Raw genomic sequence first — 25,723 nt, forward strand, 5'->3', positions numbered from 1 at the left:
ATACGCTACCTTTTTACTTTGCTCTTTTTTGCAGTTCGTTTACTGTTACGAACTGATAGCCCTTTTTAGATAAAGAATCTAAAATACCTTCGATGGTCTGTAAATTTTCATTAGACTCATCATACATAGAGTGCAGTAAAATGATAGAACCTGGTTGTACATTTTTATTAATATATTCAATTTTATCAGCAGCAGATTTATAAAAAGTATCAGGTTCAAGATCCCATGTAATTGTTTCGATATTGTTTTTATTTAAATAATAGGGCAGACCAATTAGCTTTTTTCCGTTTGGTGGTCTAAAGTCAATTGTGTCTGTAAATCCCGTTTGGCGGATTAATGAATTCGTTTTTTCTATTTCTTCTTTAATAAAAGAAGGTGTTTTAAAAACCATTCTGTTATGAGAATATGTATGGTTTCCAACTTGGTGTCCAGATTGTACGATAGATTCTCCTAACGATAGGTTTTTTTCTAATTCATTTCCGATTAAAAAGAAAGTAGCTTTTGCATTGTATGTATCTAGTAGCGGTAATATTTGTTTTACATTGTTCGTAGGACCATCATCAAAAGTTAAAGCAATCACTTTTTCATTTGTTTCTACTCGGTTTGTTAAATTTCCAAACAATTGAAAACTTCTTGCGTTCATTAATTTGTATGTTCCAAATAATGCTACAGTAATAATGAATAATGTAACGATTGTAATAATTATTTTCTTTTTCATAAAGCAACCTCACTATATTTTTGAATTGGACTAAAAAGTATTATATCAAACTAAGTAATTTCATGCTTTAAAAAGGATGTAGATGCAAGGGGGAGGAATTTATCATATAATAAAATGCAAAAGGTATATTAGGAGGTGTTTATATGGCGATTACAATTCAATTGCCGGACACTGCAGCGTCTCATGCAAAGCCAAGTATGGAAATGGCGATACTTTGCGTGAGGTAGACAAGTAATATACAATCGCCTAAATGAGCTCGTATCATTTTTTATATTTGGCTTTGCACCTTATTGAAATGAACCATAAAAAATAAGGGGCGAGCAGAAATGAAATACGTTAAAGCTGCAACGGTTTTACCAGAAAGTTTAATTATTGAAATTCAAAAATATATACAAGGTGAAACAATTTACATTCCAAAACAAGAAACGAAACATTATAAATGGGGTACACGATCTGGAGGAAGAAAACAATTAGATGAAAGAAATAAAGCTATTAAAGAAGCGTTTAAAAGCGGAATTTCCATTCATCAACTTGCGGAGGAGCATTTTCTTTCCGGAGAAACGATTAAAAAGATCGTGTATTCTAAATAAAAATAAAAGAGTCTAGTTCAATTATTAAATTGAACTAGACTCTTTTTTGCTTTGTATCTATTGGATGTATTGCGTATGAATGGACAAAATAATAGAAAAATGTGTCGTTTTTTTACTAAATAGAATATAGAACATTTGAGTGAAAAGCAGAAAGGTGAGTATTTATGAATCATATTGGACAAATAACGATAGAGCTTTTAATTGGTTTCTTTGTTCTATTAATTGCTACAAAAATACTAGGGAAAACACAAATATCTCAGCTAACCCCCTTTGATTTTATTTCAGCTATCGTCCTTGGTGAGCTCGTTGGAAATTCAATATATGATCCTAAAATTAAAGTGTGGTCTATTTTATATTCAGTATTTGTTTGGGTAATTTTAATTTATTCAATAGAAGTGATAACACAAAAAATAAGAGGAACAAGAAGGTTTTTTGAAGGGTATCCTTCAATTATTATCCGTAATGGAAAGATTGACCGAGAACAATTAAGTTCAAATCATTTAGATATTAATCAATTACAACAAATGCTTAGGCAGCAAAAAGATATTTTTTCAATTCGAGAAGTTGAATATATGATTTTGGAACCTAACGGAAATATAAGCGTTCTGAAAAAGAGCAAATATGAATCTCCTACTATAAATGATTTAAGTTTAAAACATAAGCCTGTATACTTACCAATTTCATTAATTAGTGATGGAAAAGTAGTGAAAGATAATTTGAGGGAAGCTGGTTTTGATGAAGGATGGCTGTACAAGCAAATAAAGCAAAGAGGGATTACTAAATTTGAGGATGTATTATATGCTGAATGGAAAACAGACGATGGTTTCTTTTGTCAGGAAATGGAGCGGTAAAATATAATCGATGTATGTAATATTCGTTTCTAAGTTATCTTTTACATATCAAAAAGCTGAATCATTGTATACAATAAGACTAGATCAACAATTTGTATGGAGTGATAAAGATGGAAGCTTTTATTAGAAGTGATCAATATAATTTTATAAAATCACAAGCTTATATTTTAGCAAATGGACATGCAACTGCAAATGATAGAGGTGTCATTCAAGCGTTAAAATCACTAGCGATTGAAAAAATAATACATGTATTTGAGAATTTAACGGATGAACAGAAAGAGTTAATTGATACCGTATTAACAGTTCAAAATAGAGAAGATGCAGAATCGTTTTTACTGAAAATAAATCCGTATGTCATTCCGTTTCAGGAAGTTACAGCGCAAACATTAAAAAAATTATTTCCTAAAGCAAAAAAATTAAAACTTCCTGACATGGAAGAACTGGATATGAAAGAATTATCTTATTTAAGCTGGATTGATAAAGGGTCAAGTAGGAAATTTATAATAGCGAAAAATGATAAAAATAAGTTTGTTGGTCTGCAAGGAACGTTCCAAAGCTTAAATAAAAAGAGCATTTGTTCATTATGTCATGGACATGAAGAAGTTGGGATGTTTTTAGTTGAAATTAAAGGTGATGTGCCAGGAACTTTCGTTAAAAAGGGAAACTATATTTGCAAAGATGGTGTAGCTTGTAATCAGAATATGAAATCACTTGATAAATTGAACGATTTTATTGAACGATTGAAGAAATAAAGAAGGGACCTCTAGTATTTAAACTGGAGGTTTTTATTTTTTGAAGAAGTAATAATAGGCTTCTTTTGTAGCTGTAAATTTATAAAAAAAGTCGGGTCATTTATAATGAAATTAGATAAAAATATCTATTTGGATACAGTTGCTTATATGCAAGGAGGTAAAACATGAATTACATTTCACCGAAAGAAGAAATGTTAAAAGTGAAACGGTGGCCTAAAGATACGATAGCGGCAGGTCGTGGTCATACAGTTGCTCTTAAATCGGATGGCACAGTTGTGGCAGTGGGGCGAAATAAAGAAGGAGAATGCAATGTAAGCGGTTGGTGTGATATTGAAGCAGTCGCAGCGGGCAATGTTCATATGGCGACGAACACGGGTAATGCTCATACAATTGCTCTTAAAAGTGATAATACTGTGGAAGCGGTGGGGTGGAATAAGCATGATCAATGTGATGTAAACGACTGGCATAATATTGTATCGGTTGCGGCGGGGTGGCGTCGTACCATTGGACTTAAACCGGATGGCACAGTAGTAGCAGTGGGGCGAAATAAAGAAGGAGAATGTAATATAAGTAGCTGGAGAGATATTGTGGTGGTCACGGCGGGGGACTGGCATACAGTCGGTCTTAAAATGGACGGAACAGTGACGACTGTGGGGAATAATCGATATGGCCAATGCAATGTAAGTGGATGGAGTGCTATGGTGGAGTTGGCGGCAGGTTATCTTCATACTGTTGGTTTGAAATCGGATGGCAAAGTGATGGCAGTGGGTAATAATAAACTTGGTCAATGCGATGTAGGCAGCTGGAAAGATATTATGGCAATAGCGGCTGGTACGAATCATACAATCGGACTTAAATCAGACGGTACCGTGGTGGCAGTCGGCTGGAATGAGTATGGTCAATGTAATGTAAGCGATTGGCGTGATATTGTAGCGATAGCGGCGGGTTGTGCGCATACGGTCGGTCTGAAATTAGATGGCACGGTGGTAGCAGTAGGTGATAATACATACGGTCAATGCGATGTAGGTAGCTGGCGTAACATCCGATTGCCTGGCAAATAGTTAATTCATAACAAATCACTAGTAATATTATTCTATTTTAGGAGTAATTATGGAATAGGATATGTAGATAAGAATCCCTTTTTAAAAGAGGTTCTTATTCTTTTTCCATAAAATGAGTGTCTAAATGGAATTTTTGAACAAACTTTATTTCAAAGCTACAGTAGAAAGTATAAATTACAAATAAAGCATAGGAGAGCTGAAGAAATGCTTAAAAAGTTTTTGCTTTCTTTACCGGATGTTTACTTGTATGCATTGTTATCTACATAACATACACAACTACTTTTAGTTTTGTACAGATGTTAGTAATTTCAATTGCAATCGGAATCGTCGGTGGTCTTGTTATAAAAATTTGTAAGGATGTATTCACGTATATAAGGTGGACAATTAAACAGAGGAAATCTTGAATATGTTGTATTGCTATTAGGAGGAGAGGAAATGAATAAGAAAAAGAGTAGAGTGAAAAATGAAATCGCACTTTGGACATTAACAGCGGTTGTTCTCATTATTGCATGGTACTTTTTTCAAAGATAAAAATGCATCGTACTTAAAAGGTACGATGCATTTTTATTATTTTTTTTGCCAATTTTCTTTTATAAAGTCTTCACGGCCAGATTCTTTTTGCTCAGTAGCATATTTCTCCGGATTTTTTTTATAAAAATGTTGATGGTATTCTTCAGCCTCATAAAAAGGTGCAGCCGGGCGAATTTCAGTTACGATTGGCTCTTTAAACATACCGCTTTCTGCAAGAGCTTGTTTTGATTTTTCAGCAAGCTCTTTTTGCGTTTCATTATGATAAAAAATAGCAGTGCGATAAGAGGGACCACGGTCAAAGAATTGTCCGCCATCATCAGTTGGATCGATTTGTGGCCAATATAAATCTAGTAATTTTTCATATGGAAAAATAGAAGGATCGAATGTAATTTGTACAACTTCTAAATGACCAGATGTACCAGCTTTTACTTGTTCATATGTTGGGTTTTCTACATGACCACCTGCATAGCCAGAAAGTACTTTATGAATACCAGGAAGTTCATCAAATGGCTTTACCATGCACCAAAAGCAACCGCCTGCGAAGGTTGCGAGTTCGTATGTTTTTTCGGACATTGTTGTAATCCTCCTAAATATATATGTTTTATATAGTATTATACAATCTTTTTTATTACGCAATAAAAAAGATTTAGAAGTAAAGGGAAATTGAAATATATTTCTTTATAAAGTCTTTAAAATTCCTTCAAAGTTTCTTTTTTTCTGAGTGTTATGATGTGAATCGAAGTGAAGATGTGAGGTGATAGACAATGAATCCACGTATGAAAATTAATAGTTTACAACAAAAAATGAAAGAGAGACTAATATGAAAAAGGAATTTATACAAAGCGATTTAAGAAATATATTGATTGCGGCATGCTTATTATTAGGGTTAGTTATTTTTGGATATTTTTTAATAAATAATTACCCAGGTACAAATGAAAAAAAGAAGTTAACAGATGCAACATCTACTTCAGAATCAATTACATCTATTGCTAATTCAGATGCCAAAAAAAAGGTTACAAAAACTTTTAATATTACGGCGAAAGTAGCAAGTTTAGATTTGGGAGATGGGAAAAAGGTAGATGCATGGACCTTTGATGGAACATCACCGGGTACTCAAATTCGAGTTAAACAAGGTGAACGTATTGTTGTAAATTTGAAAAATGAATTGCCAGAACCAGTTACAATCCATTGGCACGGATTAGATGTTCCTGCGGCGGTAGACGGTGTTCCAGGTGTTACGCAAAATGCTATAAAACCAGGTGAAACATATACATACGCATTTAATGCTGATCAGGTGGGGACATATTGGTATCATTCACATCAAAAAAGTGCAATACAAACGGAGCGGGGACTATTTGGAACCATCGTTATTGAACCGAATAAACCAGCTGTAAAATATGAAAAGGATTATACAGTGGCGATCCATGAATGGAAAACAGGAGCCATAAAAACCCGTAAGCATAATGGCGAATAAGATAAAGATTGGGATAGCTACCCTAGCAATCATATTCGAAATGAAAAGGCGCAAACTTTAGAAGGCCCGTTAATGATGCCAAGTAATGATCAACTCAAAGATTTATCTGATGGAGATGATTACGATGTATTTACATTAAATGATACAAGTGAGGGACTACGATTGGATGCAAAACCAGGTGAAACAGTACGCCTTCGCTTAATTAATGCTGGGAATAATACGCATTTAATGACATTAGTTGGGGCGCCATTTCAAATTATCGCATTAGATGGTCGTGATATAAAAGGTGGGGACGAGCTAGATAAAGCAATTCTTCCGATGGGAGCTGCACAACGTTATGACCTTGTTTTTAAAATGCCGGAAACAACGAGTGTAAAACTTATTAATGTGGATCCATCTAAGAAAATGAATCGAATGTTAACGGCGACTATTGGGAACGGTTCTTTGCCGAAAAAACCTATTGATATAAAGAGTTATCCATGGTTTGATTTTACGAAATATGGAGAAAAAGAAGTTGGCAAGTTTACGATAGATTCAAAGTTTACAAAGGTCTATGATATGGATTTGGCAGAAGGTGTGAAAGATGTAAATGGACAAGAAAAATGGGGGTATACGATTAATGGAAAGACATCACCTGACATTCCACCCATTAAAGTAGAGAAAGGAGATAAAGTTAAGATTCGCTTTAAAAATAAGGGAGAAGAAATTCATCCAATGCATTTGCATGGACATACATTCCAAGTTATTTCTAAAAATGGTAAACCAATGGAGGGAAGTCCGATTTACTTAGATACAGTTAATGTTTTTCCGGGAGAAGAATATGAAATTGCTTTAGAGGCAAATAATAGTGGACTATGGATGGTTCATTGTCATCATCTCGTTCATGCGGAAAAAGGAATGCATACGATGATGAATTATGAGGGGGTAACTACTCCATTTTCTACCGGAGATCACTCAGGTAATCATCCAGAATAATAATACGGAGGTTTTCATGCTTTATAGAATGATAGTATTTATTTTAACAAGTGTAAGTATATTTTTATTTTCTCATAGTAGTGTATTTGCTCATACAAGTGTTGTAGGAGCCACCCCTAAAGAGGGGGAGGTTCTTACAGTACAACCGGAACAGATTATTCTTGAATTTAGTGAACCAGTTACAGGAAATGTAGTCAATATTGAACTGCTAGATCCAAGTGCAAAGAGAGTGCAAGTATCAAAGGTTGAAATATTAGATAACCCAACAAAAATAAAAGTGAAATTACCAAACTTAAATAATGGTACTTACACAGTAAGGTGGTCTATGATTTCTGCAGACGGACATCCGAGTGAGGGCAGCTATCCCTTTTCAATTGGAGAAGAAGTACAAACTAATGTAGTGGTAGAGGGAAATGCGAGTGGGAGTGGCTCAGTATTTTCAGATGTTATGATAGTAACACTACGCTATATTGTAGAGGGAATGATTTTAATTGGAGCAGGAGTAAAGTGGCTCGATATGTTTGTTAAACGTTATAGATTACCGTCCATATTGCAAAGAATGAAGAATATGAAAAAGATTTTCTTCTCTATACTTGTAGTAGGATTAATAGCTGAATTAATAGTATATAAGTCAGTTATTCCGAAGGGAAGTTTACTTATTCATTCGCCATTTTCAGTTATTATTATGATTCAACTGCTATTATTAGTTCTTATGTCTTTGCAACATATGGGGAACGAATGGTATGCGCTAGTTTGGGGATTTCTTGTTGCGAGTTTTTCTTTCACAGGTCATGTATGGATTACTAATCCAAATTGGGCAGCAGTTATAATTAGAATGGTCCATGTTATGAGTATTGCAGTGTGGCTAGGAGCACTTATTTATTTAGTTCTTGTTATAGCGTGGACAACATTATACAAAATTACATTTGATCAAAAGCGTTTCCGTAAACATTTTAGTAGTATTGCTGGTATTTCATTTATTCTAGCATTTCTTTCTGGGGAATTAATTGTGTTTCTACAGACAAGGAATTGGGTACTTTTTAATTTTAATTTAATATGGACGAACCTTTTAAATATAAAGATTCTTACTGTATGTATAATTACAATTGTAGCATGGAGACAAACGAAAACATGGGGTATCGATATTGGAACAGTTAATCGCCGTTTATTGCTCTTAGAAATTGTTCTAGCTATACTCGTATTATTAGCTGGTATTTGGATGAGTCAAGTTTCGTTTCCGGTGAATTCTGTAACAAGCTAAAATTATAATGTTCATAGGAGTTCTGTAATGTCAATCCGTATTAGATTGCTGTTGTCGTATGTTGCGATGGTAATTATTCCAATCGTTTTTTGCGGTATAGCAGTTATGTTAATTAGTGTTACTTTATTTGGTGATATTCGTATTGCAAAAGCAATCATTGGTCTTAATCAAAATAGTCATTCTCTCATTGATAAAGAGCAGGAGGGAGCTATTCGTACAAAAGAAGATGAAGATGATATTTTCAGTAGGTTGAAAATTCTTTCATCGTATGCTCCAGATAAATTGGAGGATATACATTTTTTAAAGGAAACTGATAAAGAATTAAACGATAATCAAGCAGGATTACTAATTCGAAAAAATGATGAGCTTACATATTCATCCCCATATTTTAAAATCTCTTCTTTTGATAAATACCTACCCGCATTTGAAACGGAAGGACAAAGAAAGGGAATGGATGTGAAAATAGAGGGTAATTCTTTTTACTATAAGCAATTTGATTACTACGATGAAGAGAAGGATAAGGTCAGTATTTTTGTATTTGAGTATGTAAATCCTTTAGAAGAAATGATTAGAGAATTTTTCCCGTATTTCGTATTCTCTTTAATACTTGGGTTAATTATTACGAATGGAATATTAACATATTTTATATCACGGAGTATTATTAAACCATTGCATTCATTAAAGCAGGCAACGGAAAGAATTCAAAAGGGTGATTTAGATTTTCAAGTAAAGCCACTTGCGAAAGATGAAATAGGTGAATTAAGTTTATCGTTTGAAGAGATGCGTGGCAGATTGAAGGAATCGGTCGAGTTGCAAATGCAATATGAAAAGAATCGTAAAGAATTGCTTTCAAATATTTCTCATGATTTACGGACGCCAATAACGGCTATTAAAGGTTATGTACAAGGAATTAAAGAAGGTATCGCTCGAACTCCAGAACAATTAGATAAATATTTAACGATTATTTATCATAAAGTGTTTGATATGGATCAATTAATTGACGAGCTTTTTCTCTTTTCAAAACTTGATTTGAAAGAGGAACCATTTCAATTTGAAGAGGTTGAAATTAACCAATACTTATCTGATTGCATAGAAGAACTACAGCTTGAATTGCAAGATAAGGGAATTACAGTGAGATGGGATGCTCAAAAGGATACTTCTATTTTGGTAAAAGGTGATCGTGAAAAATTACGTCGTGTTATTACAAATATCATTTGGAATTGTGTGAAGTATATGGATAAAGAAGAAGGATATATAGGAATTCGCATGACCGAATCTATTGATTATGTAACGATTTACATAAAAGATAATGGGGTAGGAATAGAAGAGAAGGCGTTGCCTCATATATTTGAAAGGTTTTATCGTGCAGATCATTCTAGAAATTCTAAAACAGGTGGAAGCGGACTTGGTTTGTCAATTGCACATCAGATTATCACACAACATGGTGGTGATATTTGGGTAGAAAGCAAAAAAGGTAAAGGAACGACGCTGGCATTTACATTACAAAAAATCAATTAGAAAAAGGAGAGCATCTTGAAAAGAATTTTAATTATTGAAGATGAAGCTATTATAGCAGAGTTAGAAAAGGATTATTTAGAGGTTGCTGGGTATACAGTAGATATTGATTACTCTGGCGAAAAAGGGTTACAAAGAGTTCTGCTGGAGGATTATGACTTGTTAATTTTAGACATAATGTTACCGGGAATAGATGGATATGAAATTTGTAAACAAGTTCGATTGGAAAAGGACATACCAATACTTATGGTGTCCGCAAAACAAGAGGAAATCGATAAAATTAAAGGGTTAGGTTTTGGAGCAGATGATTATATTATAAAACCGTTTAGCCCGAGTGAAATGGTGGCACGTGTAAATGCTCATCTAGCTCGTTATGATCGTTTAACAGGAAAACGAGAACAAATAAAAGATGAAATTCGTATTCGAGGATTACTTATTGATAAATCGGCCCGACGTGTATTTGTAAATGGAACTGAAATCATGTTAACAGGAAAAGAATTTGATTTATTAACTTGTATGGCAGAACATCCAAATCAAGTATTTAGTAAAGATCGTCTCTTTGAAACTGTATGGGGGATGGATGTAATTGGTGATGCAGCAACGGTTGCTGTCCATGTGAAAAATATTCGTCACAAAATTGAACTCGATCCATTTGATAAATCATATATCGAAACAATTTGGGGAGTAGGGTATCGTTTTACACAGTGAAAAAGGCCAGCAAAAATGCTGGCTTTTTTTGCGTAAGTAGATTAAGAAATTACAAACAAGATCCTCCGCTCACATCAATTAATTGTCCAGTAACCCAGCGGCTGTCTGGAGAAGCGAGAAATGCCGCGGTATCGGCAATATCTTCTACTTCACCTAAGCGATTAAAAGCGGAAATGGTAGTGGCATACTGTTTCATCATTGGATCGCTCAAGAGTTCTGCATTCATATCGGTTTTAATAAATCCAGGAAGTATTGCATTCACTGTTATTCCTTGTGCTCCGAGCTGTTTTGCTAGCGTGAAAGTCATCGTATTAATAGCGCCTTTCGTCATACTATATGCAACGAAATCAGGTAAAGAAATACGAGTGGCAGCGGATGAAATATTAATAATTCGGCTATTGTCACGTAAACGAGATAGAGCTTGTTGGATGATAAAGAATGGTGCTTTTGCATTAACAGAAACCATTCTATCAAAAAATTGTTCAGTCGTTTCTTCAATAAAAGCACCAGGACCAATTCCAGCGTTGTTTATTAAAATATCAAATTTAGTACTACCAGTTCTTTTTTGTAATTCGCTATCTAAAGAACTATAAAGGGTTTCTACACCATGTAAAGATTCAAGGTTTGCACCGATAGAAAAAGCTGATCCGCCATTTGATTGAATTTCATAAACAGTTTCTTCAGCATCTTCTATTCGATTTCCGTAATGAATAGCAACTAATGCACCGTCGTTCGCTAAACGTTTTGCAATAGCACGTCCAATTCCTCGGCTTGCTCCTGTAACTAATGCCACTTTTCCTTTTAACATAGTTTTCTCATCTCCTCAAAAAAATTTTTATGTTATTAAGTTGTTTTTCTTTATGTAGTAATGCGAACATACTTAAGTAATATATGAGTATGTGTAAGAAGTTCATTCCGATTTTGTTTTGAGAAAAAATAAATAGACTTCTCTTGAATTGATTGAATTTTATTTTTTTTCGGAAAAACATGTTGACAATGAAAAGAACAACGTCCTATAATACGTTTAACAAATAAAAGTTAATTAAGAATCTTTAAACTTTATATGTTACATATGCAAAGAAGAGGAAAGTAGATGGTTATGATCGTTTCAGAGAGCTGCTCCTAGGCTGTGAGAGTAGTAACAATCGAATCATTGAATATCACCTCGGAGCATCGCTTGCGAAAGGGAAACTGAGTAGAGGGCGACGGCATCGTCTCCGGTAAAAGGACGGGGGTCTAATTGGACCTACAAAGCTTATATTTCGCGAGAAGTATAAGGAAGCTGAGTGGTACCGCGAAACTCTCGCCTCAGCAATCAAAGCTACTAAATTGTAGTAGTTGATTGCTGAGGCGAGAGTTTTTATTTTAAAAAATAGAATACGATAATGTGTAGAAGAGGAGAGTAAATGAAGAAAATTGTTTCAGAGAGCTGCCCAGAAGCTGTGAGGGTGGTAACAATTTCATCATTGAAAATCACCTCGGAGTACTACTTTTGAAAACTAGTAAAAAGTAGCGGAGTTGTTTCCGATAGAAAAACAAAAGTCTAATTGGACTTGCAGAGCTTATATTTCGTGAGAAGTGTAAGGAAGCTGAGTGGTACCACGATTCCCTCGTCTCAGCAATGGATTGCTACAAGTATGTATGTAATCGATTGTTGAGACGAGTATATTTTTAAGGTTTATATACTGAATATTCTGTTAAAATAACTCATCTCAGCAATCGATATAGAAATAGATTGCAAAAATAGAGAGAAAAAAGAGGAGCGATGTGAGATGGGAAACCAGTATATTTATATGAATGGGGAATTTGTAGAAAAAGAAAAGGCAGTTGTTTCAGTATATGATCACGGTTTTTTATACGGAGATGGTGTATTTGAAGGGATTCGTAGTTACGGTGGAAATGTATTTTGTTTAAAAGAACATGTAAAACGATTATACGAATCGGCAAAATCTATTCTACTTACAATCCCACTGACAGTTAACGAAATGGAAGAAGCAGTTTTACAAACATTGCAAAAAAATGAATATGCTGATGCCTACATTCGATTAATTGTTTCAAGAGGAAAAGGTGACTTAGGGCTCGACCCTAGAAGTTGTGTGAAACCGAGCGTTATTATCATTGCAGAACAATTAAAGTTATTCCCACAGGAATTTTACGATAATGGACTAAGCGTTGTATCTGTTGCATCGAGACGTAATACGCCAGATGCATTAGATCCACGTATTAAGTCAATGAACTATTTAAATAACGTACTTGTGAAAATTGAAGCGGCACAAGCAGGAGTGTTAGAGGCCCTTATGTTAAATCAACAAGGATATGTTTGTGAAGGATCTGGAGACAATGTTTTCGTTGTGAAAGATGGAAAAGTGTTAACACCTCCTTCTTACTTAGGGGCGCTAGAAGGTATTACGAGAAATAGTGTTATCGAGCTATGTGAACGACTTAATATTCCATGTGAGGAAAGGCCATTTACTCGCCATGACGTATATGTAGCAGATGAAGTGTTTTTAACAGGAACGGCAGCAGAATTAATTCCAGTTGTAAAAGTTGATTCAAGAGAGATTGGAGATGGAAAACCAGGAAGTGTAACGAAACAATTGACAGAGGAATTTAAAAAGTTAACGAGAGAAAGAGGAGTACGTGTTCCAGGACTGGCGGAGAGCTTACTGTAGGTAGGGGAGAGGAGTTAATTAAAATGGAACAACATACAACACGTGAGAAATTACAGTGTGAAGATGTGACAGGTGCCGGATATGTTATTCAATGCTTGAAAAAAATAGGTGTAACGACTGTTTTCGGTTATCCAGGCGGAGCGATTTTGCCAGTGTACGACGCGTTATATGGAAGTGGTTTGAAGCATGTTTTAACTCGTCATGAACAAGCTGCCATTCATGCGGCAGAAGGATATGCGAGAGCTTCTGGAAAGGTCGGGGTAGTCTTTGCTACCTCTGGCCCAGGGGCGACAAATTTAGTTACGGGTTTAGCAGATGCTTATATGGATTCGATTCCTTTAGTTGTCATTACAGGGCAAGTTGCAAAACCTCTCATCGGAAAAGATGGATTTCAAGAAGCAGATGTTGTCGGGATTACAGTACCTGTTACGAAGCATAATTACCAAGTTCGTGATGTGAATCATTTATCACGCATTGTACAAGAAGCTTTTTACATCGCCGAAAGCGGGCGACCAGGACCAGTATTAATTGATATTCCAAAAGATGTTCAAAATGAAAATGTAACAAGTTTTTATAATGAAGTAATTGAGATTCCAGGGTACAAATTAGAGCCTATGCCAGACGGTAGGAAGCTTAGAGAGGTAGCTAAAGCAATTTCCGAAGCAAAACGTCCCCTTCTTTATATTGGAGGAGGGATCATTCATTCGGGTGGTTCTGATGAACTTATTCAGTTTGCGAGGGAAAATCGTATTCCTGTCGTTTCCACTTTAATGGGACTTGGTGCATATCCGCCGGGAGATTCGTTATTTTTAGGAATGCTCGGCATGCATGGAACGTACGCTGCAAATATGGCAGTAACAGAATGTGATTTATTACTTGCGTTAGGTGTTCGCTTTGATGATCGTGTAACAGGAAAATTAGAACTCTTTTCTCCGCATTCAAAAAAGGTACATATTGATATAGATCCTTCGGAGTTCCATAAAAATGTAACTGTGGAATATCCGATTGTTGGAGATGTGAAAAAAGCGTTACATATGTTGTTACATATGCCAATTCGTACACAAACAAATGAATGGCTTACGAAAATAGAGGAATGGAAAGCGGAATATCCTCTTTCCTACAATCAAAAAGAATGTGAGTTAAAACCACAGCATGTTATTAGTCTAGTAAGTGAAGTAACGAATGGTGAAGCGATTGTTACGACAGAAGTAGGACAGCATCAAATGTGGGCTGCTCATTTTTATAAAGCGAAAAACCCACGGACGTTTCTAACATCTGGCGGACTAGGAACGATGGGATTTGGTTTCCCAGCGGCAGTTGGTGCTCAGCTTGCGAAAGAAGAAGAACTCGTCATTTGTATTGCGGGCGATGCTTCTTTTCAAATGAACATTCAAGAATTACAAACAATTGCTGAAAATAATATTCCTGTAAAAGTATTTATTATAAATAATAAATTTTTAGGGATGGTAAGGCAATGGCAAGAGATGTTTTATGAAAATCGTTTATCAGAGTCAAAAATCGGATCACCAGATTTTGTGAAAGTGGCAGAAGCTTATGGAGTGAAGGGATTAAGGGCGACAAATTCAACAGAGGCGAAACAAGTGATGTTAGAAGCATTTGCTCATGATGGTCCTGTCGTAGTTGATTTTTGTGTAGAAGAAGGTGAAAACGTATTTCCGATGGTTCCGCCAAACAAAGGGAATAACGAAATGATTATGAAGAGGTGGGAAGAATGAGTCATACTTTTTCACTCGTTATTCATAACGAGCCAAGCGTCTTATTACGTATAAGTGGGATTTTTGCTCGGCGTGGTTATTATATTTCTTCTTTACATTTAAACGAAAGAGATACTAGTGGCGTTTCTGAAATGAAACTCACAGCAGTTTGTACTGAAAATGAAGCGACATTACTTGTCGGTCAGTTGAAAAAATTAATTGATGTACTGCAAGTAAATAAATTATAAGGAGTGTATGGAATATGAAAACGTATTATGAGAAAGATGCAAAATTAGAGTTATTACAAGGGAAAACAGTTGCGGTAATTGGTTATGGATCTCAAGGTCATGCGCAGGCGCAAAATTCACGTGATTCTGGTGTGGAAGTTGTAGTCGGTGTTCGACCTGGTAAGTCTTTTGAAGTAGCAAAAGCAGATGGGTTTGAAGTAATGTCTGTTTCAGAAGCGGTTCGAACCGCGCAAGTTGTACAAATGCTATTACCGGATGAACAGCAAGCACATGTGTATAGAGCAGAAGTAGAAGAGAATCTCCGTGAAGGACAAATGTTACTTTTCTCACATGGATTTAATATTCACTTCGGACAAATTAATCCGCCAAGTTACGTAGATGTAGCAATGGTCGCGCCAAAAAGTCCAGGTCATCTCGTTCGCCGTGTATTTCAAGAAGGAAATGGTGTTCCGGCATTAGTCGCTGTACATCAAGATGCAACAGGCACGGCATTACGTGTAGCGCTTGCGTATGCAAAAGGTGTAGGTTGTACACGTGCAGGTGTAATTGAAACGACATTCCAAGAAGAAACAGAAACAGATTTGTTTGGTGAGCAAGCGGTACTTTGCGGCGGGGTAACTGCACTTGTGAAAGCTGGTTTTGAAACGTTAACAGAAGGCGGATATCGTCCTGAAATTGCATACTTTGAATGTTTGCATGAATTAAAGTTAATTGTTGATTTAATGTACGAAGGTGGTTTAACGAACATGCGCCATTCTATTTCAGATACGGCTGAGTTTGGAGATTATGTAACAGGATCGAGAATTGTTACAGATGAAACGAAGAAAGAAATGAAACGTGTTCTTACAGAAATTCAGCAAGGTGAATTCGCGAAGAAATGGATTTTAGAAAATCAAGCTGGGCGTCCAACGTATAATGCCATGAAAAAAGCAGAGAAAAATCATCAGTTAGAAAAAGTGGGGGCAGAGCTTCGTGAAATGATGAGCTGGATTCATGCACCGAAAGAATTAGTAAAGAAATAGAGAAAGAGATTGTAAGTGAAAAATACGTAAGAGGGGATTTGACAAGATGAGAAGTGACATGATTAAAAAAGGTTTTGATAAAGCACCGCACCGTAGTTTATTAAAAGCAACTGGTTTGAAAGATGAAGATTTTGATAAACCGTTTATAGCTATCTGTAATTCTTTTATTGAAATTATTCCAGGTCATAAGCACTTAAATGAGTTTGGAAAACTTGTTAAAGAAGCAGTGCGTGCAGCAGGTATGGTTCCATTTGAATTTAATACAATTGGAGTAGATGACGGTATTGCGATGGGGCATATCGGTATGCGTTATTCGCTTCCGAGTCGTGAAATCATTGCAGATTCAGTAGAAACGGTTGTAAATGCACATTGGTTTGATGGCATGATTTGTATTCCAAACTGTGACAAAATTACCCCCGGTATGATGATGGCTGCACTTCGTATTAACATTCCAACTGTTTTTGTTTCAGGTGGACCGATGGCAGCTGGGAAGACTTCTAAAGGGGAGGTTGTCGATTTAAGTTCTGTTTTCGAAGGAGTAGGAGCTTATCAATCTGGGAAAATTTCAGAAGAAGAATTAAAGGATATTGAAGATCATGGCTGTCCATCTTGTGGTTCTTGTTCTGGTATGTTTACAGCGAACTCTATGAACTGTTTATGTGAAGTATTAGGTTTAGCTCTTCCTGGTAACGGAAGTATTTTAGCTATTGATCCAAGACGTGAAGAATTAATTAAACAAGCAGCAGAGAAATTAAAGATTTTAATTGAAAGAGATATTAAACCGAGAGACATTGTAACGGAAGAAGCAATTGATGATGCGTTCGCGCTTGATATGGCGATGGGCGGTTCAACAAATACAGTGTTGCACACATTGGCGCTTGCACAAGAAGCGGGTTTAGATTACGATATGAACCGCATTGATGCCGTTTCAAGACGTGTACCACATTTATGTAAAGTAAGTCCAGCCTCCAATTGGCATATGGAGGATATTGATCGAGCAGGCGGAATTAGTGCAATTTTGAAAGAGATGAGCCGAAAAGAAGGGGTGCTTCATTTAGACCGTATTACTGCTACTGGGCAAACATTAAGAGAAAACATTGCTCATGCAGAGATTAAAGATAGGGAAGTTATTCATTCTCTCGAAAACCCTCATAGTGAAGAAGGGGGATTACGTATATTAAAAGGAAACCTTGCGAAAGATGGGGCAGTTATTAAAAGTGGGGCAACAGAAGTAAAACGATTTGAAGGACCTTGCGTTATTTTTAATTCACAAGATGAGGCACTTGCGGGCATTATGCTTGGAAAGGTTAAGAAAGGCGATGTAGTTGTTATTCGCTATGAAGGACCAAGAGGCGGTCCGGGTATGCCGGAAATGTTAGCACCAACGTCAGCGATTGCTGGTATGGGATTAGGTGCAGATGTTGCGCTATTAACGGATGGACGTTTTTCTGGAGCTTCACGTGGTATTTCGGTAGGGCATATTTCGCCAGAAGCAGCTGCGGGGGGAACGATTGCACTTCTCGAGCAAGGGGATATCGTTTGTATTGATGTTGAGGAAAGATTGTTAGAAGTAAGAGTTAGTGATGAAGAATTAGATAAGCGTAAAAAAGAATGGAAACGACCAGAACCGAAAGTGAAAACTGGCTGGCTTGGACGTTATGCGCAGATGGTAACATCGGCGAATACAGGTGCAGTTCTAAAAATCCCGGATTTTGATTGAGCCAATTTAAAAGAGATAAGGATGATATGAAATGGTGCAAAAGGTAAAGGAGAGAGTGAAAATTGAAGATATCTTAATGGCACATAATTGCATGAAAGATATCGTTATTAAAACACCGTTACAACGTGATACAGTTCTATCTGAGAAATATGATTGTGACGTTTATGTAAAACGAGAAGACTTACAATTGATTCGCTCTTTCAAAATTCGTGGTGCGTACAATTTAATTCAAAGTTTATCGAAAGAACAATTACAAAACGGTGTTGTTTGTGCAAGTGCTGGTAATCATGCGCAAGGAGTTGCTTATACGTGTAATTTATTGAAGATTCCGTCGAAAATCTTCATGCCAACAACGACACCTAAACAAAAAGTATCGCAAGTACAATTTTTCGGTAGTGATTTTGCAGAAATTGTATTAGTTGGTGATACATTTGATAGCTCTTTCCAAGAAGCACAGCACTATTGTGAAGAAAATAGAATGACGTTTGTTCATCCGTTTGATGATCCGCATGTAGTTGCTGGTCAAGGAACAGTGGCAGTTGAAATTATGCATGATATGGAGAAACCAGTGGATTATATCTTTACAGCAATTGGAGGCGGTGGGTTAGCATCAGGTGTTGGTACATATGTAAAAGGTGTTAGTCCTGCTACAAAGGTCATTGGCGTAGAGCCAATGGGAGCTGCATCTATGAAAGAGGCTTTTCTTCAAAACGAAAATGTCGCGTTAGAGAAAATAGATAGTTTTGTTGATGGGGCAGCTGTCAAAAAGGTAGGAAAGTTAACATTTGAAACTTGTAAAGATGTAATTGATGATATTGTTTTAGTACCAGAAGGAAAGGTTTGTACGACGATTTTAGAACTGTATAAGAAAAATGCAATTGTAGCTGAACCGGCTGGTGCACTATCTATTGCAGCGCTTGATTTATATAGAGATGAAATAAAAGGTAAAACAGTTGTATGTACGCTAAGTGGTGGAAATAATGATATTGATAGAATGCAAGAAATGAAAGAACGTTCACTCATTTACGAAGGGTTAAAGCATTATTTTATCATTGAATTCCCGCAGCGTTCAGGTGCGCTAAGAGAGTTTCTTGATAAGGGATTAGGGCCAGAAGATGATATTACTCGTTTTGAATACATTAAGAAACATAATAAAGAAAATGGCCCAGCACTAGTCGGAGTAGAGTTGAAACATAAAGAAGATTATGAGCAATTAATTACTCGTTTTAAAGAAAATAATATTCAATTTATGGAGCTTAATAAAAATCCTATTTTGTTTGATTTGCTTATTTAATAGAAGGAAAGAGTTAGCATCCAAATAAAAAAGATAGATGCAAACAGCGGAAATGCTGCTTGTATCTATCTTTTTATAATTACACTATATACTTTCCATATTCAAGTAGGATAAAGCTAGTTAACCAAAAGAGTATCGCAATGCGAATGATTACATACATAGTAAATTCAAAGGTAGTAAGTTTTCGTTCACGTTTTATTTTTTTTAGAAGTCTAACAGAAAAAAATGAACATAAAAGTAGAACGGCTATAGATATTTTATAAATATTCTCTAACAAACTTACATTTTCTAATAAGTCTTTCAGCATGTTCATCACCTATTCTGTAAAGTATGTTACAGAGAAATAAATCTTGCGTTGTCTAGTTTCGTTTGTTTTTTATGTTCCCTGTATCATCAATTTCTACGTCAGTTGAAATTGTTTGTAAATATTGTAGAGCTTTTTTCTTTTCGTCCTCATTTACAGGGGAGATTTGGTTGTTGCGAATGATGTAAGGATTGAATGACATTTGGACATCCTTTCCTTTAAAAGTTAAAGTTAATACGCCAGTTTCGGCGCTTTTCCCGCTTACATAACTTGGGAATAAAAAGTTACCTAATGAATAAGCGATAGGAACGTTATTATAATACTCAAATCCTTGTAACCAATGCGGGTGACTCCCGACAATCGCGTCAGCTCCTGCTTCAACCATTTTAGGTACATATTGTTTTTGGTATTCTACCGGACGATTTGATTTTTCAACGCCCCAATGCATATAGATGATTAAATAGTCTGCATCTTTCTTTTGCTCTTTAATTGTTTTTGTTACAAGATTTAAATCATATCCGTTCGCAACGCCAGGTTTATTGTCACCAGCTACCCAATTCGTATCAGGCATAAATCGAACGAAGGAAAGAAATTTGAACTTTTTCCCTTTTACAGTCATTTCTCGTGCAGTATATGCATCCTTTGCATTCTTTCCGGCTCCAATGTAAGGGAACTTTAATTTTTCAACGTGAGAAATCGTGTCTAATAATCCATCTTGCCCATAATCAAGTGTATGGTTATTCCCAATATTTACGATGTCATATCCCGTGTTTTTAATAGCTTTTAGTGTAGATGGATCACTTTTAATCCAAAACAGTTGTCCAGGAGCTTTCTTTTCTCTCGTTGTAAATGCTGACTCTAAATTAACGAAAGAAATATCAGCTTTTGTTATTTCTTCTTTTACATGTTGGAATGGATAATCAGCCCCGTTTTTTTCGATTACAGGACGTAATTGCCAATCTAACATTGTATCACCAGAGAAGGTGAGTGTGATTTTCTTGTCTTCTATTTTCTTTTCACTTGTTGAAGCTGTTTTACTAGATTTGTTTTGCAAATCGGGTTTGTCTTTCGCTTTTGAAATAAAAGAGTAGTTAACTAATAAAACAATTGGTGTAATGCAAAAGGCTATTAACAGAAATCGTTTTAGTAAAGTTTTCATAAATACCTTCCCTTTTGAGTTTATACCGCAATTTGTGGGCAATAAAACTCGCGCTAGTTAAAGTTTCACTTTATGTATAACTACAAATGCAGTTTATGTAGTGAAAACATTTGTTAATATTCTCAATATTAAGTTAACATATAGATAACCTGTAAATCAATGTATAAACCAAAATATAGAAATAAAGAATTCGAAGGGTGAAGAACGAGAGATGGTTATATTAGGAGCAGTTGTAAATGGGATTTGTATTATATTTGGTACTTTACTAGGAAAATTATTTAGTAGAATTCCAGAAAGTATGAAGGGAACAATTATGCATGCAATCGGTTTAGCAGTTACTGTGCTTGGACTTCAAATGGCATTGAAAAGTGAAAATTTTCTTGTTGTCATTTTAAGTTTAGTTATTGGTACCGTCATCGGGGAATGGCTACAACTAGAGGAAAAGTTAAAGCTGTTAGGAGATTGGCTAGAAAATAAAGTTGGATCGAAAGGGAAAGGGAGCATATCAGAAGGGTTTGTAACAGCTACTTTAATTTTTGCAATTGGTGCGATGGGCATACTTGGTGCACTCGACAGTGGGATTCGCGGAAATCATGATATTTTATTTACAAAGGCGATTATCGATGGGTTTATTTCTATTATATTAACGACAACTTTAGGAATTGGCGTAGTATTTTCGGCGATTCCAGTTATTTTATATGAAGGAGGGATTGCGGTTTTTGCAACACAAATTAATAGTTTGGTCCCGAAAGAATTAATGAATCAATTTATAGTGGAAATGACAGCTACAGGTGGTATTATGATAGCCGCTATTGGATTGAACTTACTTGGTATTATTAAAATTAAAGTGGCAAATTTACTGCCAGGTATATTGGTAGTTGGAATAATTGTTTCACTTATTTACGGTTACGGTTTAATAGTAAAGTAGTAGGGGATGGATATATATATGGAGGAATTTCAATATACAAAACGTGTGCATAACATATTGAAGATTGCAGCAGAAGAGGCGGAAAATAATATTATTCAATCAATTCATCTGTTTATCGGAATGAGTAAAGAAGGCACTGGAGTTTGTAGCGAGTTGTATATGTATTTGTTTCGTAACTTGGGTACGGATTTTTTAGAAAAATTTTCAATACGAAAACAATACGATTCACCGTATCAAGAGTATAAAAAAATAGGACAATATAAGGTATCTTATAAGGTGCTAGAAATTTTACAAATAGCGAAGAAACGTATGGAACGTTTCCAGCAAGTAATAATAAATGAAGGGCATGTTATATATGCGCTATTCCGCACGGATACGTTTATTGGAAATGCACAAATACAAAAAGATATATTACGTATTATAGCTGAGCCAAGAGATTTAGCGGTCGATCTAAAATATTTTGTTCCTACTTATAATCATTTAATTTGTACTGTTAGAAAGGCTAGCCCTTCTGATTTTGAAAAATTAGCAAGTTTTGTTAATGAGGAATTTGGTGAACGTTGGTTACATTCAATAGAGTATGGATTTCGTACATATAAAGAAAATTTACCTATTTATATAGCAGAACAAGAAGAAGTGATAGTGGGTTTCGCTTGTTATGATGTAGTGAGAGGAAAGAAGGGATTGTTTGGTCCAATGGGCACAGCGAAACAAAATCGCGTGAAAGGTGTAGGTAAGGAATTGTTACATCGTTGTTTACATAGTATGAAGCAAGAAGGATATGAATACGCAATTATTGGACAAGCAGGTCCGATTGAGTTTTATGAGCGAAATTGTGATGCGTGTTTAATACCGTTAGAGAATAAGTAACCAACTCCATATATGGGAGTTGGTTTTTTTATGAAAATAATGTAGAGATGTAGTGATTTTTACTAGAAAATAGCGGGTTTTGTAGTAAATCTTACAAATAAAGCAAATTACTAAACTTTTTACAAGAAAGGGTGTAGAATGGGTATCTAAAGAAAGAAGGTGTGAAAATGGCCAACTGGAAACGAAATTTAATGATTTGTTGGCTAGGTTGTTTTACCACTGCAGCCGGTATGAGTTTAGTAATTCCTTTTTTATCTTTTTATATTGAGGAATTAGGGGTGACTGGCACTTCTAGCATTGCACAGTGGTCAGGACTTGCATTTGGTATAACATTTTTAATGGGTGCGATCGTATCACCAATATGGGGAAAGCTTGGTGATATACATGGACGGAAATTGATGTTGATTCGTGCGAGCCTTGGTATGGCGATTATTATGACGCTTATGGGGTTTGTAACGGATGTGTATCAACTAGTCGCACTAAGGTTTTTGATGGGAGCAGTATCTGGTTTCCTTTCAACGGCGATGACATTTATTGCAGCAGAAACTCCGAAAGAGCATTCAGGTTGGGCAATTTCCACAATTTCAACTGGGGGCGTGAGCGGTTCTTTACTTGGCCCGTTACTTGGAGGATACTTGTCTGAGTTAATTGGAATGCGCCATGTTTTTCTTGTTACAGGAGCTTTTTTATTCCTTTCTTTTCTCATCGTTTTTTTCTTCCTACATGAAGAGAATCACTCCGCTCAAGCAAAAAAAGCACAACCGAAAAAAGTATGGACGATGGTTCCAGCAAAGCATTTAATTATTAGTTTATTTGTAACAACATTTATTATTCAACTTGCGAACATGTCAATTCAACCTATTATTACATTGTATGTAAAGAATTTAGAAGGCCCAGGAACGGCTCATATTGAAATGATTGCAGGCGCAGTCATGTCTGCGACAGGTTTAGCTATTATTATGGCAGCTCCTAAGTTAGGGAGATTATCAGATCGTATTGGACCTCAAAAAACGTTAGTTGTGGCGTTGTTTGCGGCAGGAATTATTTTTATTCCGCAAGCATTTGTAACCTCGGCTTGGCAACTATTAATTCTTCGCTTTTTATTAGGTATTGCACAAGCAGGACTATTACCTTCCGTACAAACTCTACTAAAACAACATACACCAACCCATGTAACGGGAAGAATATTTGGGTATAATCAATCGTTTCAGTTTTTAGGAAATATGATTGGACCAGTACTTGGTGGACAAATTGCAGCACATGCGGGCTTCCAATATGTTTTCTTTTCTACTTCATCACTATTATTTATTGCGTGCATTTGGGTTTATTTTCACAATAAGAACGAAGAGGTATCAGAGAAACGACATTTGGAAGTTAGTTAACTAAGTGAATGAAAAAGAAAAAGGATGAAGCGACGATTGCTTCATCCTTTTCTTTAAAATTGAAGACAAAGATAACTTAATGTACCAAGCTCGTAACTGCGGTGAATGACTTCACCGTTATTTTCACCGCTTCCCATAGCGATAAATAAAGGAACAAAATGCTCTGCTCTTGGTACTGCTAATTGTGCATGAGGGGCATTGTTCTCCCAATTAAATAATGCATCTTTATCAGTAGTCTGCATATGTTTAATAATCCAATCATCAAATTCAATTGCCCATTGTTCGGGTGTAGTTTGATTCCATTTTAAAGCTCGTAAGTTATGAACGGTAACACCGCTCCCGATTACTAAAATATCTTCTTGTCCAAGTCCTTTTAGTGCTTCGCCAATCTTAAATTGCTCTTTTGCAGCAAGGAATGGATTGACTGATATTTGGACAACAGGAATATTTGCTTCTGGATACATGCGATGCAGAAGAGTCCATGAGCCATGATCTAAACCTCTCGTCATATTATGATGGACTGGAATACCTTTGTTTTTAAATTTTGTTTCTAACATAGATGCAATGTTAGAAGAGCCTTTCGCACGATATTTGATTTCGTATAACTCAGGAGGAAAACCTCCAAAATCATAAATTGTTTCATATTCGTTATCTGATGAAGAAATCGTTAATACTTCACTTTCCCAGTGAGCAGTGAAAATAACAATTGCTTTAGGTTTATATGTTTCTCCAAGTGTTTTTAAAAACCTTGTATAGTCTGTATCTTGAATAGCAAGCATCGGTGATCCGTGTGCTAAAAATAATGATGGCATCATAATAGAAACCTCCCCCAAAATATAATAATTACTTTATGTAAGTAACTATATAATTTTATTTTCTGTTCGTCAATATATTAGTTTAAGAGCTAATTGGAAAAGTGGGTCATTTGTCATAATGAAGGCAATTGCATATAATACATAATAAGAATAATGAATGGATATTCATTTTTTGATATACATAATAGAGTTGGGGGCTGACGAAATGAACGTACAGGAAAGTTTCGTTACGGCATTGGATGGATCGAAAATTTATTTACGTAAGTGGCTACCAGAAAGAGATCCGCGAGGGATTATTCAAATTGCACATGGTATGACAGAACATGCAGGTGTTTATACAGACTTTATTGCTGCGTTATTAAAAGCAGGGTATGGTGTTTATGCACATGATCATAAAGGTCATGGGAAAACAGTGAAAAGAGAAGAAGATTATGGTCATTTTAAACCAAATGTAGGTTGGAATGAGGCTGTGTCTGATGTTATTTTTGTATCAGAAACGATAAGAAAAGAGCAGACATGCCCGTTATTTTTACTTGGCCATAGCATGGGTTCTTTTTTATCAAGACGTGCTGTACAACTGAAAGGTGAATTATATGATGGATTCCTTATTTCAGGAACTGGTGGAAATCCAGGGTTATTAGGAAGTATCGGTCATAAAGTAGCGACAATTGAGATGAAATTACGCGGAGAAAAAACGAAAAGTCCTATGTTAAACTTTTTATCATTCGGAAATTTCAATTCGCACTTTAAACCAAATCGTACGAAATTTGATTGGTTATCTTCAGATAATAATCAAGTTGATAAATATATTGCGGATCCGTTATGTGGATTCATTTGTACGACGAGTTTTTATCGTGAATTGTTTTCTGGTGTATTAGAAGTAAATAAGCTAGAAGAGTTCAAAAAAACACCGAAAAACCTTCCAATACATATTTTTTCAGGAGATCGTGATCCTGTTGGGGATATGGGGAAAGGTGTAAAAGAAGTATATGAAAACTATAAAAAATGTGATGTGAAAGATGTAACACTGCGTTTATATGAAAATGGAAGACATGAAATGTTCCATGAAGTAAATCGAGATGAAGTATTTCAAGATTTGATTTCTTGGTTAGATAAGCATATTGTATGAGAAGGAACCTCACTTTTTTGAAGTGAGGT

The 25,723-nt window shown here is 35.6% G+C and carries 25 protein-coding genes, 1 pseudogene and 2 other annotated features; of the genes and pseudogenes, 20 read left to right on the forward strand and 6 right to left on the reverse strand.

The genetic code is table 11. From position 1 onward, the window contains the following. Positions 1–13: 13 nt before the first annotated feature. A complete protein-coding gene (locus GFJ36_RS08340) occupies positions 14–718 on the reverse strand; it encodes a polysaccharide deacetylase family protein (RefSeq protein ID WP_097889359.1) in 705 nt (234 codons plus the stop codon). Positions 719–1,044: 326 nt separating this feature from the next. On the opposite strand from GFJ36_RS08340, the gene GFJ36_RS08345 reads away from it, so the two are divergent. From GFJ36_RS08345 to GFJ36_RS08365, 5 genes and pseudogenes are all read left to right on the forward strand, one after another. Next, positions 1,045–1,308, forward strand: coding sequence for a CD3324 family protein (locus GFJ36_RS08345; RefSeq protein ID WP_087983052.1), 264 nt, complete (start codon positions 1,045–1,047; stop codon positions 1,306–1,308). Between the two features lie 164 nt (positions 1,309–1,472). After that, positions 1,473–2,159 carry a DUF421 domain-containing protein gene (locus GFJ36_RS08350; RefSeq protein WP_088062986.1) on the forward strand — a complete coding sequence of 229 codons (687 nt, stop codon included), beginning with the start codon at positions 1,473–1,475 and terminating at the stop codon, positions 2,157–2,159. 110 nt (positions 2,160–2,269) lie between these two features. Beyond that, a complete protein-coding gene (locus GFJ36_RS08355) occupies positions 2,270–2,911 on the forward strand; it encodes a FusB/FusC family EF-G-binding protein (protein ID WP_097889360.1) in 642 nt (213 codons plus the stop codon). 164 nt (positions 2,912–3,075) lie between these two features. Further along, a complete protein-coding gene (locus tag GFJ36_RS08360) occupies positions 3,076–3,972 on the forward strand; it encodes an RCC1 domain-containing protein (protein ID WP_097889361.1) in 897 nt (298 codons plus the stop codon). A 204-nt stretch (positions 3,973–4,176) separates the two neighbouring features. Beyond that, positions 4,177–4,376, forward strand: a pseudogene (locus GFJ36_RS08365) (hypothetical protein). 163 nt (positions 4,377–4,539) lie between these two features. Here the strand turns inward: GFJ36_RS08365 and msrA are convergent. Further along, the gene (msrA, locus tag GFJ36_RS08370) at positions 4,540–5,076 is read right to left on the reverse strand and encodes a peptide-methionine (S)-S-oxide reductase MsrA (RefSeq protein WP_001291868.1); all 537 of its coding nucleotides are present in this window, start codon (positions 5,074–5,076) and stop codon (positions 4,540–4,542) included. A gap of 247 nt (positions 5,077–5,323) precedes the next feature. Here msrA and GFJ36_RS29435 point away from each other — a divergent pair, with 247 nt between their 5' ends. From GFJ36_RS29435 to GFJ36_RS08390, 5 genes are all read left to right on the forward strand, one after another. After that, the gene (locus tag GFJ36_RS29435; RefSeq protein WP_242015947.1) at positions 5,324–5,977 is read left to right on the forward strand and encodes a multicopper oxidase domain-containing protein; all 654 of its coding nucleotides are present in this window, start codon (positions 5,324–5,326) and stop codon (positions 5,975–5,977) included. Between the two features lie 72 nt (positions 5,978–6,049). After that, on the forward strand, positions 6,050–6,952 hold the full coding sequence (locus GFJ36_RS29440; protein WP_242015948.1) for a multicopper oxidase domain-containing protein: 903 nt from the start codon (positions 6,050–6,052) through the stop codon (positions 6,950–6,952). 16 nt (positions 6,953–6,968) lie between these two features. Then, a complete protein-coding gene (locus tag GFJ36_RS08380) occupies positions 6,969–8,213 on the forward strand; it encodes a copper resistance CopC/CopD family protein (RefSeq protein WP_097889362.1) in 1,245 nt (414 codons plus the stop codon). A 27-nt stretch (positions 8,214–8,240) separates the two neighbouring features. Beyond that, positions 8,241–9,731: a sensor histidine kinase gene (locus tag GFJ36_RS08385; protein ID WP_097889363.1), complete on the forward strand. Its 1,491-nt coding sequence runs from the start codon at positions 8,241–8,243 to the stop codon at positions 9,729–9,731. Positions 9,732–9,746: 15 nt separating this feature from the next. Next, positions 9,747–10,436: a response regulator transcription factor gene (locus tag GFJ36_RS08390; protein ID WP_075310075.1), complete on the forward strand. Its 690-nt coding sequence runs from the start codon at positions 9,747–9,749 to the stop codon at positions 10,434–10,436. A 49-nt stretch (positions 10,437–10,485) separates the two neighbouring features. Here GFJ36_RS08390 and GFJ36_RS08395 read toward each other — a convergent pair whose 3' ends face one another. Then, entirely contained in the window at positions 10,486–11,244 is a 759-nt protein-coding gene (locus GFJ36_RS08395) for an SDR family oxidoreductase (protein WP_088062990.1), read from the reverse strand. Positions 11,245–11,504: 260 nt separating this feature from the next. Continuing rightward, positions 11,505–11,750, forward strand: a binding site (T-box leader). 67 nt (positions 11,751–11,817) lie between these two features. Continuing rightward, positions 11,818–12,057 (forward strand) — a binding site (T-box leader). A 151-nt stretch (positions 12,058–12,208) separates the two neighbouring features. Between GFJ36_RS08395 and ilvE the strand changes: the two genes are divergently transcribed. Genes ilvE through ilvA form a run of 6 tightly spaced genes read left to right on the forward strand, consistent with a single transcriptional unit; the run spans position 12,209 to position 19,107 of the window. Next, positions 12,209–13,108 carry a branched-chain-amino-acid transaminase gene (gene ilvE / locus GFJ36_RS08400; protein ID WP_000528141.1) on the forward strand — a complete coding sequence of 300 codons (900 nt, stop codon included), beginning with the start codon at positions 12,209–12,211 and terminating at the stop codon, positions 13,106–13,108. A 23-nt stretch (positions 13,109–13,131) separates the two neighbouring features. Further along, a complete protein-coding gene (gene ilvB / locus GFJ36_RS08405) occupies positions 13,132–14,844 on the forward strand; it encodes an acetolactate synthase large subunit (RefSeq protein ID WP_097889364.1) in 1,713 nt (570 codons plus the stop codon). Next, positions 14,841–15,071, forward strand: a complete 231-nt coding sequence (locus GFJ36_RS08410; RefSeq protein ID WP_000019914.1) for an ACT domain-containing protein — start codon at positions 14,841–14,843, stop codon at positions 15,069–15,071. The genes ilvB and GFJ36_RS08410 overlap by 4 nt, the downstream gene beginning before the upstream one ends. A 14-nt stretch (positions 15,072–15,085) precedes the next feature. After that, a complete protein-coding gene (gene ilvC, locus GFJ36_RS08415) occupies positions 15,086–16,093 on the forward strand; it encodes a ketol-acid reductoisomerase (RefSeq protein ID WP_097889365.1) in 1,008 nt (335 codons plus the stop codon). A gap of 46 nt (positions 16,094–16,139) precedes the next feature. Then, positions 16,140–17,813 (forward strand): dihydroxy-acid dehydratase, encoded by a 1,674-nt coding sequence (gene ilvD / locus GFJ36_RS08420; RefSeq protein WP_097889366.1) that lies wholly within the window; start codon positions 16,140–16,142, stop codon positions 17,811–17,813. A gap of 31 nt (positions 17,814–17,844) precedes the next feature. After that, entirely contained in the window at positions 17,845–19,107 is a 1,263-nt protein-coding gene (gene ilvA, locus GFJ36_RS08425; protein ID WP_097889367.1) for a threonine ammonia-lyase IlvA, read from the forward strand. 79 nt (positions 19,108–19,186) lie between these two features. Here the strand turns inward: ilvA and GFJ36_RS08430 are convergent, their stop codons facing one another. Further along, entirely contained in the window at positions 19,187–19,414 is a 228-nt protein-coding gene (locus tag GFJ36_RS08430) for a hypothetical protein (protein WP_000910223.1), read from the reverse strand. A 52-nt stretch (positions 19,415–19,466) separates the two neighbouring features. Continuing rightward, complete coding sequence (locus tag GFJ36_RS08435; protein WP_098230236.1) at positions 19,467–20,570, reverse strand: CapA family protein; 1,104 nt, start codon at positions 20,568–20,570, stop codon at positions 19,467–19,469. A gap of 211 nt (positions 20,571–20,781) precedes the next feature. On the opposite strand from GFJ36_RS08435, the gene GFJ36_RS08440 reads away from it, so the two are divergent. From GFJ36_RS08440 to GFJ36_RS08450, 3 genes are all read left to right on the forward strand, one after another. Continuing rightward, positions 20,782–21,498: a DUF554 domain-containing protein gene (locus GFJ36_RS08440; RefSeq protein WP_046955070.1), complete on the forward strand. Its 717-nt coding sequence runs from the start codon at positions 20,782–20,784 to the stop codon at positions 21,496–21,498. An 18-nt stretch (positions 21,499–21,516) separates the two neighbouring features. After that, complete coding sequence (locus GFJ36_RS08445; RefSeq protein ID WP_098133632.1) at positions 21,517–22,368, forward strand: GNAT family N-acetyltransferase; 852 nt, start codon at positions 21,517–21,519, stop codon at positions 22,366–22,368. 167 nt (positions 22,369–22,535) lie between these two features. Beyond that, entirely contained in the window at positions 22,536–23,750 is a 1,215-nt protein-coding gene (locus tag GFJ36_RS08450; protein WP_060489966.1) for a multidrug efflux MFS transporter, read from the forward strand. Between the two features lie 53 nt (positions 23,751–23,803). Here the strand turns inward: GFJ36_RS08450 and GFJ36_RS08455 are convergent, their stop codons facing one another. After that, a complete protein-coding gene (locus GFJ36_RS08455) occupies positions 23,804–24,565 on the reverse strand; it encodes a DODA-type extradiol aromatic ring-opening family dioxygenase (RefSeq protein ID WP_048543275.1) in 762 nt (253 codons plus the stop codon). A 205-nt stretch (positions 24,566–24,770) separates the two neighbouring features. Here GFJ36_RS08455 and GFJ36_RS08460 point away from each other — a divergent pair, with 205 nt between their 5' ends. Further along, the gene (locus GFJ36_RS08460) at positions 24,771–25,694 is read left to right on the forward strand and encodes an alpha/beta hydrolase (RefSeq protein ID WP_157349528.1); all 924 of its coding nucleotides are present in this window, start codon (positions 24,771–24,773) and stop codon (positions 25,692–25,694) included. Positions 25,695–25,723: the final 29 nt, after the last annotated feature.

It is taken from the genome of Bacillus sp. EE-W1 (assembly GCF_009760835.1).
GTDB lineage: Bacteria > Bacillota > Bacilli > Bacillales > Bacillaceae_G > Bacillus_A > Bacillus_A wiedmannii.

Coding starts and splice junctions, on each gene's coding strand:
- ilvC (WP_097889365.1), top strand. CDS start 15,086: ATGAAAACGTATTATGAGAAAGATGCAAAATTAGAGTTATTACAAGGG.
- GFJ36_RS08435 (WP_098230236.1), bottom strand. CDS start 20,570: ATGAAAACTTTACTAAAACGATTTCTGTTAATAGCCTTTTGCATTACA.
- GFJ36_RS08355 (WP_097889360.1), top strand. CDS start 2,270: ATGGAAGCTTTTATTAGAAGTGATCAATATAATTTTATAAAATCACAA.
- GFJ36_RS08345 (WP_087983052.1), top strand. CDS start 1,045: ATGAAATACGTTAAAGCTGCAACGGTTTTACCAGAAAGTTTAATTATT.
- GFJ36_RS08460 (WP_157349528.1), top strand. CDS start 24,771: ATGAACGTACAGGAAAGTTTCGTTACGGCATTGGATGGATCGAAAATT.
- GFJ36_RS08440 (WP_046955070.1), top strand. CDS start 20,782: ATGGTTATATTAGGAGCAGTTGTAAATGGGATTTGTATTATATTTGGT.
- GFJ36_RS29440 (WP_242015948.1), top strand. CDS start 6,050: ATGATGCCAAGTAATGATCAACTCAAAGATTTATCTGATGGAGATGAT.
- GFJ36_RS08385 (WP_097889363.1), top strand. CDS start 8,241: ATGTCAATCCGTATTAGATTGCTGTTGTCGTATGTTGCGATGGTAATT.
- GFJ36_RS08380 (WP_097889362.1), top strand. CDS start 6,969: ATGCTTTATAGAATGATAGTATTTATTTTAACAAGTGTAAGTATATTT.
- GFJ36_RS08450 (WP_060489966.1), top strand. CDS start 22,536: ATGGCCAACTGGAAACGAAATTTAATGATTTGTTGGCTAGGTTGTTTT.
- ilvA (WP_097889367.1), top strand. CDS start 17,845: ATGGTGCAAAAGGTAAAGGAGAGAGTGAAAATTGAAGATATCTTAATG.
- GFJ36_RS08350 (WP_088062986.1), top strand. CDS start 1,473: ATGAATCATATTGGACAAATAACGATAGAGCTTTTAATTGGTTTCTTT.
- GFJ36_RS08360 (WP_097889361.1), top strand. CDS start 3,076: ATGAATTACATTTCACCGAAAGAAGAAATGTTAAAAGTGAAACGGTGG.
- GFJ36_RS08340 (WP_097889359.1), bottom strand. CDS start 718: ATGAAAAAGAAAATAATTATTACAATCGTTACATTATTCATTATTACT.
- ilvD (WP_097889366.1), top strand. CDS start 16,140: ATGAGAAGTGACATGATTAAAAAAGGTTTTGATAAAGCACCGCACCGT.
- GFJ36_RS08395 (WP_088062990.1), bottom strand. CDS start 11,244: ATGTTAAAAGGAAAAGTGGCATTAGTTACAGGAGCAAGCCGAGGAATT.
- GFJ36_RS08455 (WP_048543275.1), bottom strand. CDS start 24,565: ATGATGCCATCATTATTTTTAGCACACGGATCACCGATGCTTGCTATT.
- msrA (WP_001291868.1), bottom strand. CDS start 5,076: ATGTCCGAAAAAACATACGAACTCGCAACCTTCGCAGGCGGTTGCTTT.
- ilvE (WP_000528141.1), top strand. CDS start 12,209: ATGGGAAACCAGTATATTTATATGAATGGGGAATTTGTAGAAAAAGAA.
- GFJ36_RS29435 (WP_242015947.1), top strand. CDS start 5,324: ATGAAAAAGGAATTTATACAAAGCGATTTAAGAAATATATTGATTGCG.
- GFJ36_RS08445 (WP_098133632.1), top strand. CDS start 21,517: ATGGAGGAATTTCAATATACAAAACGTGTGCATAACATATTGAAGATT.
- ilvB (WP_097889364.1), top strand. CDS start 13,132: ATGGAACAACATACAACACGTGAGAAATTACAGTGTGAAGATGTGACA.
- GFJ36_RS08430 (WP_000910223.1), bottom strand. CDS start 19,414: ATGCTGAAAGACTTATTAGAAAATGTAAGTTTGTTAGAGAATATTTAT.
- GFJ36_RS08410 (WP_000019914.1), top strand. CDS start 14,841: ATGAGTCATACTTTTTCACTCGTTATTCATAACGAGCCAAGCGTCTTA.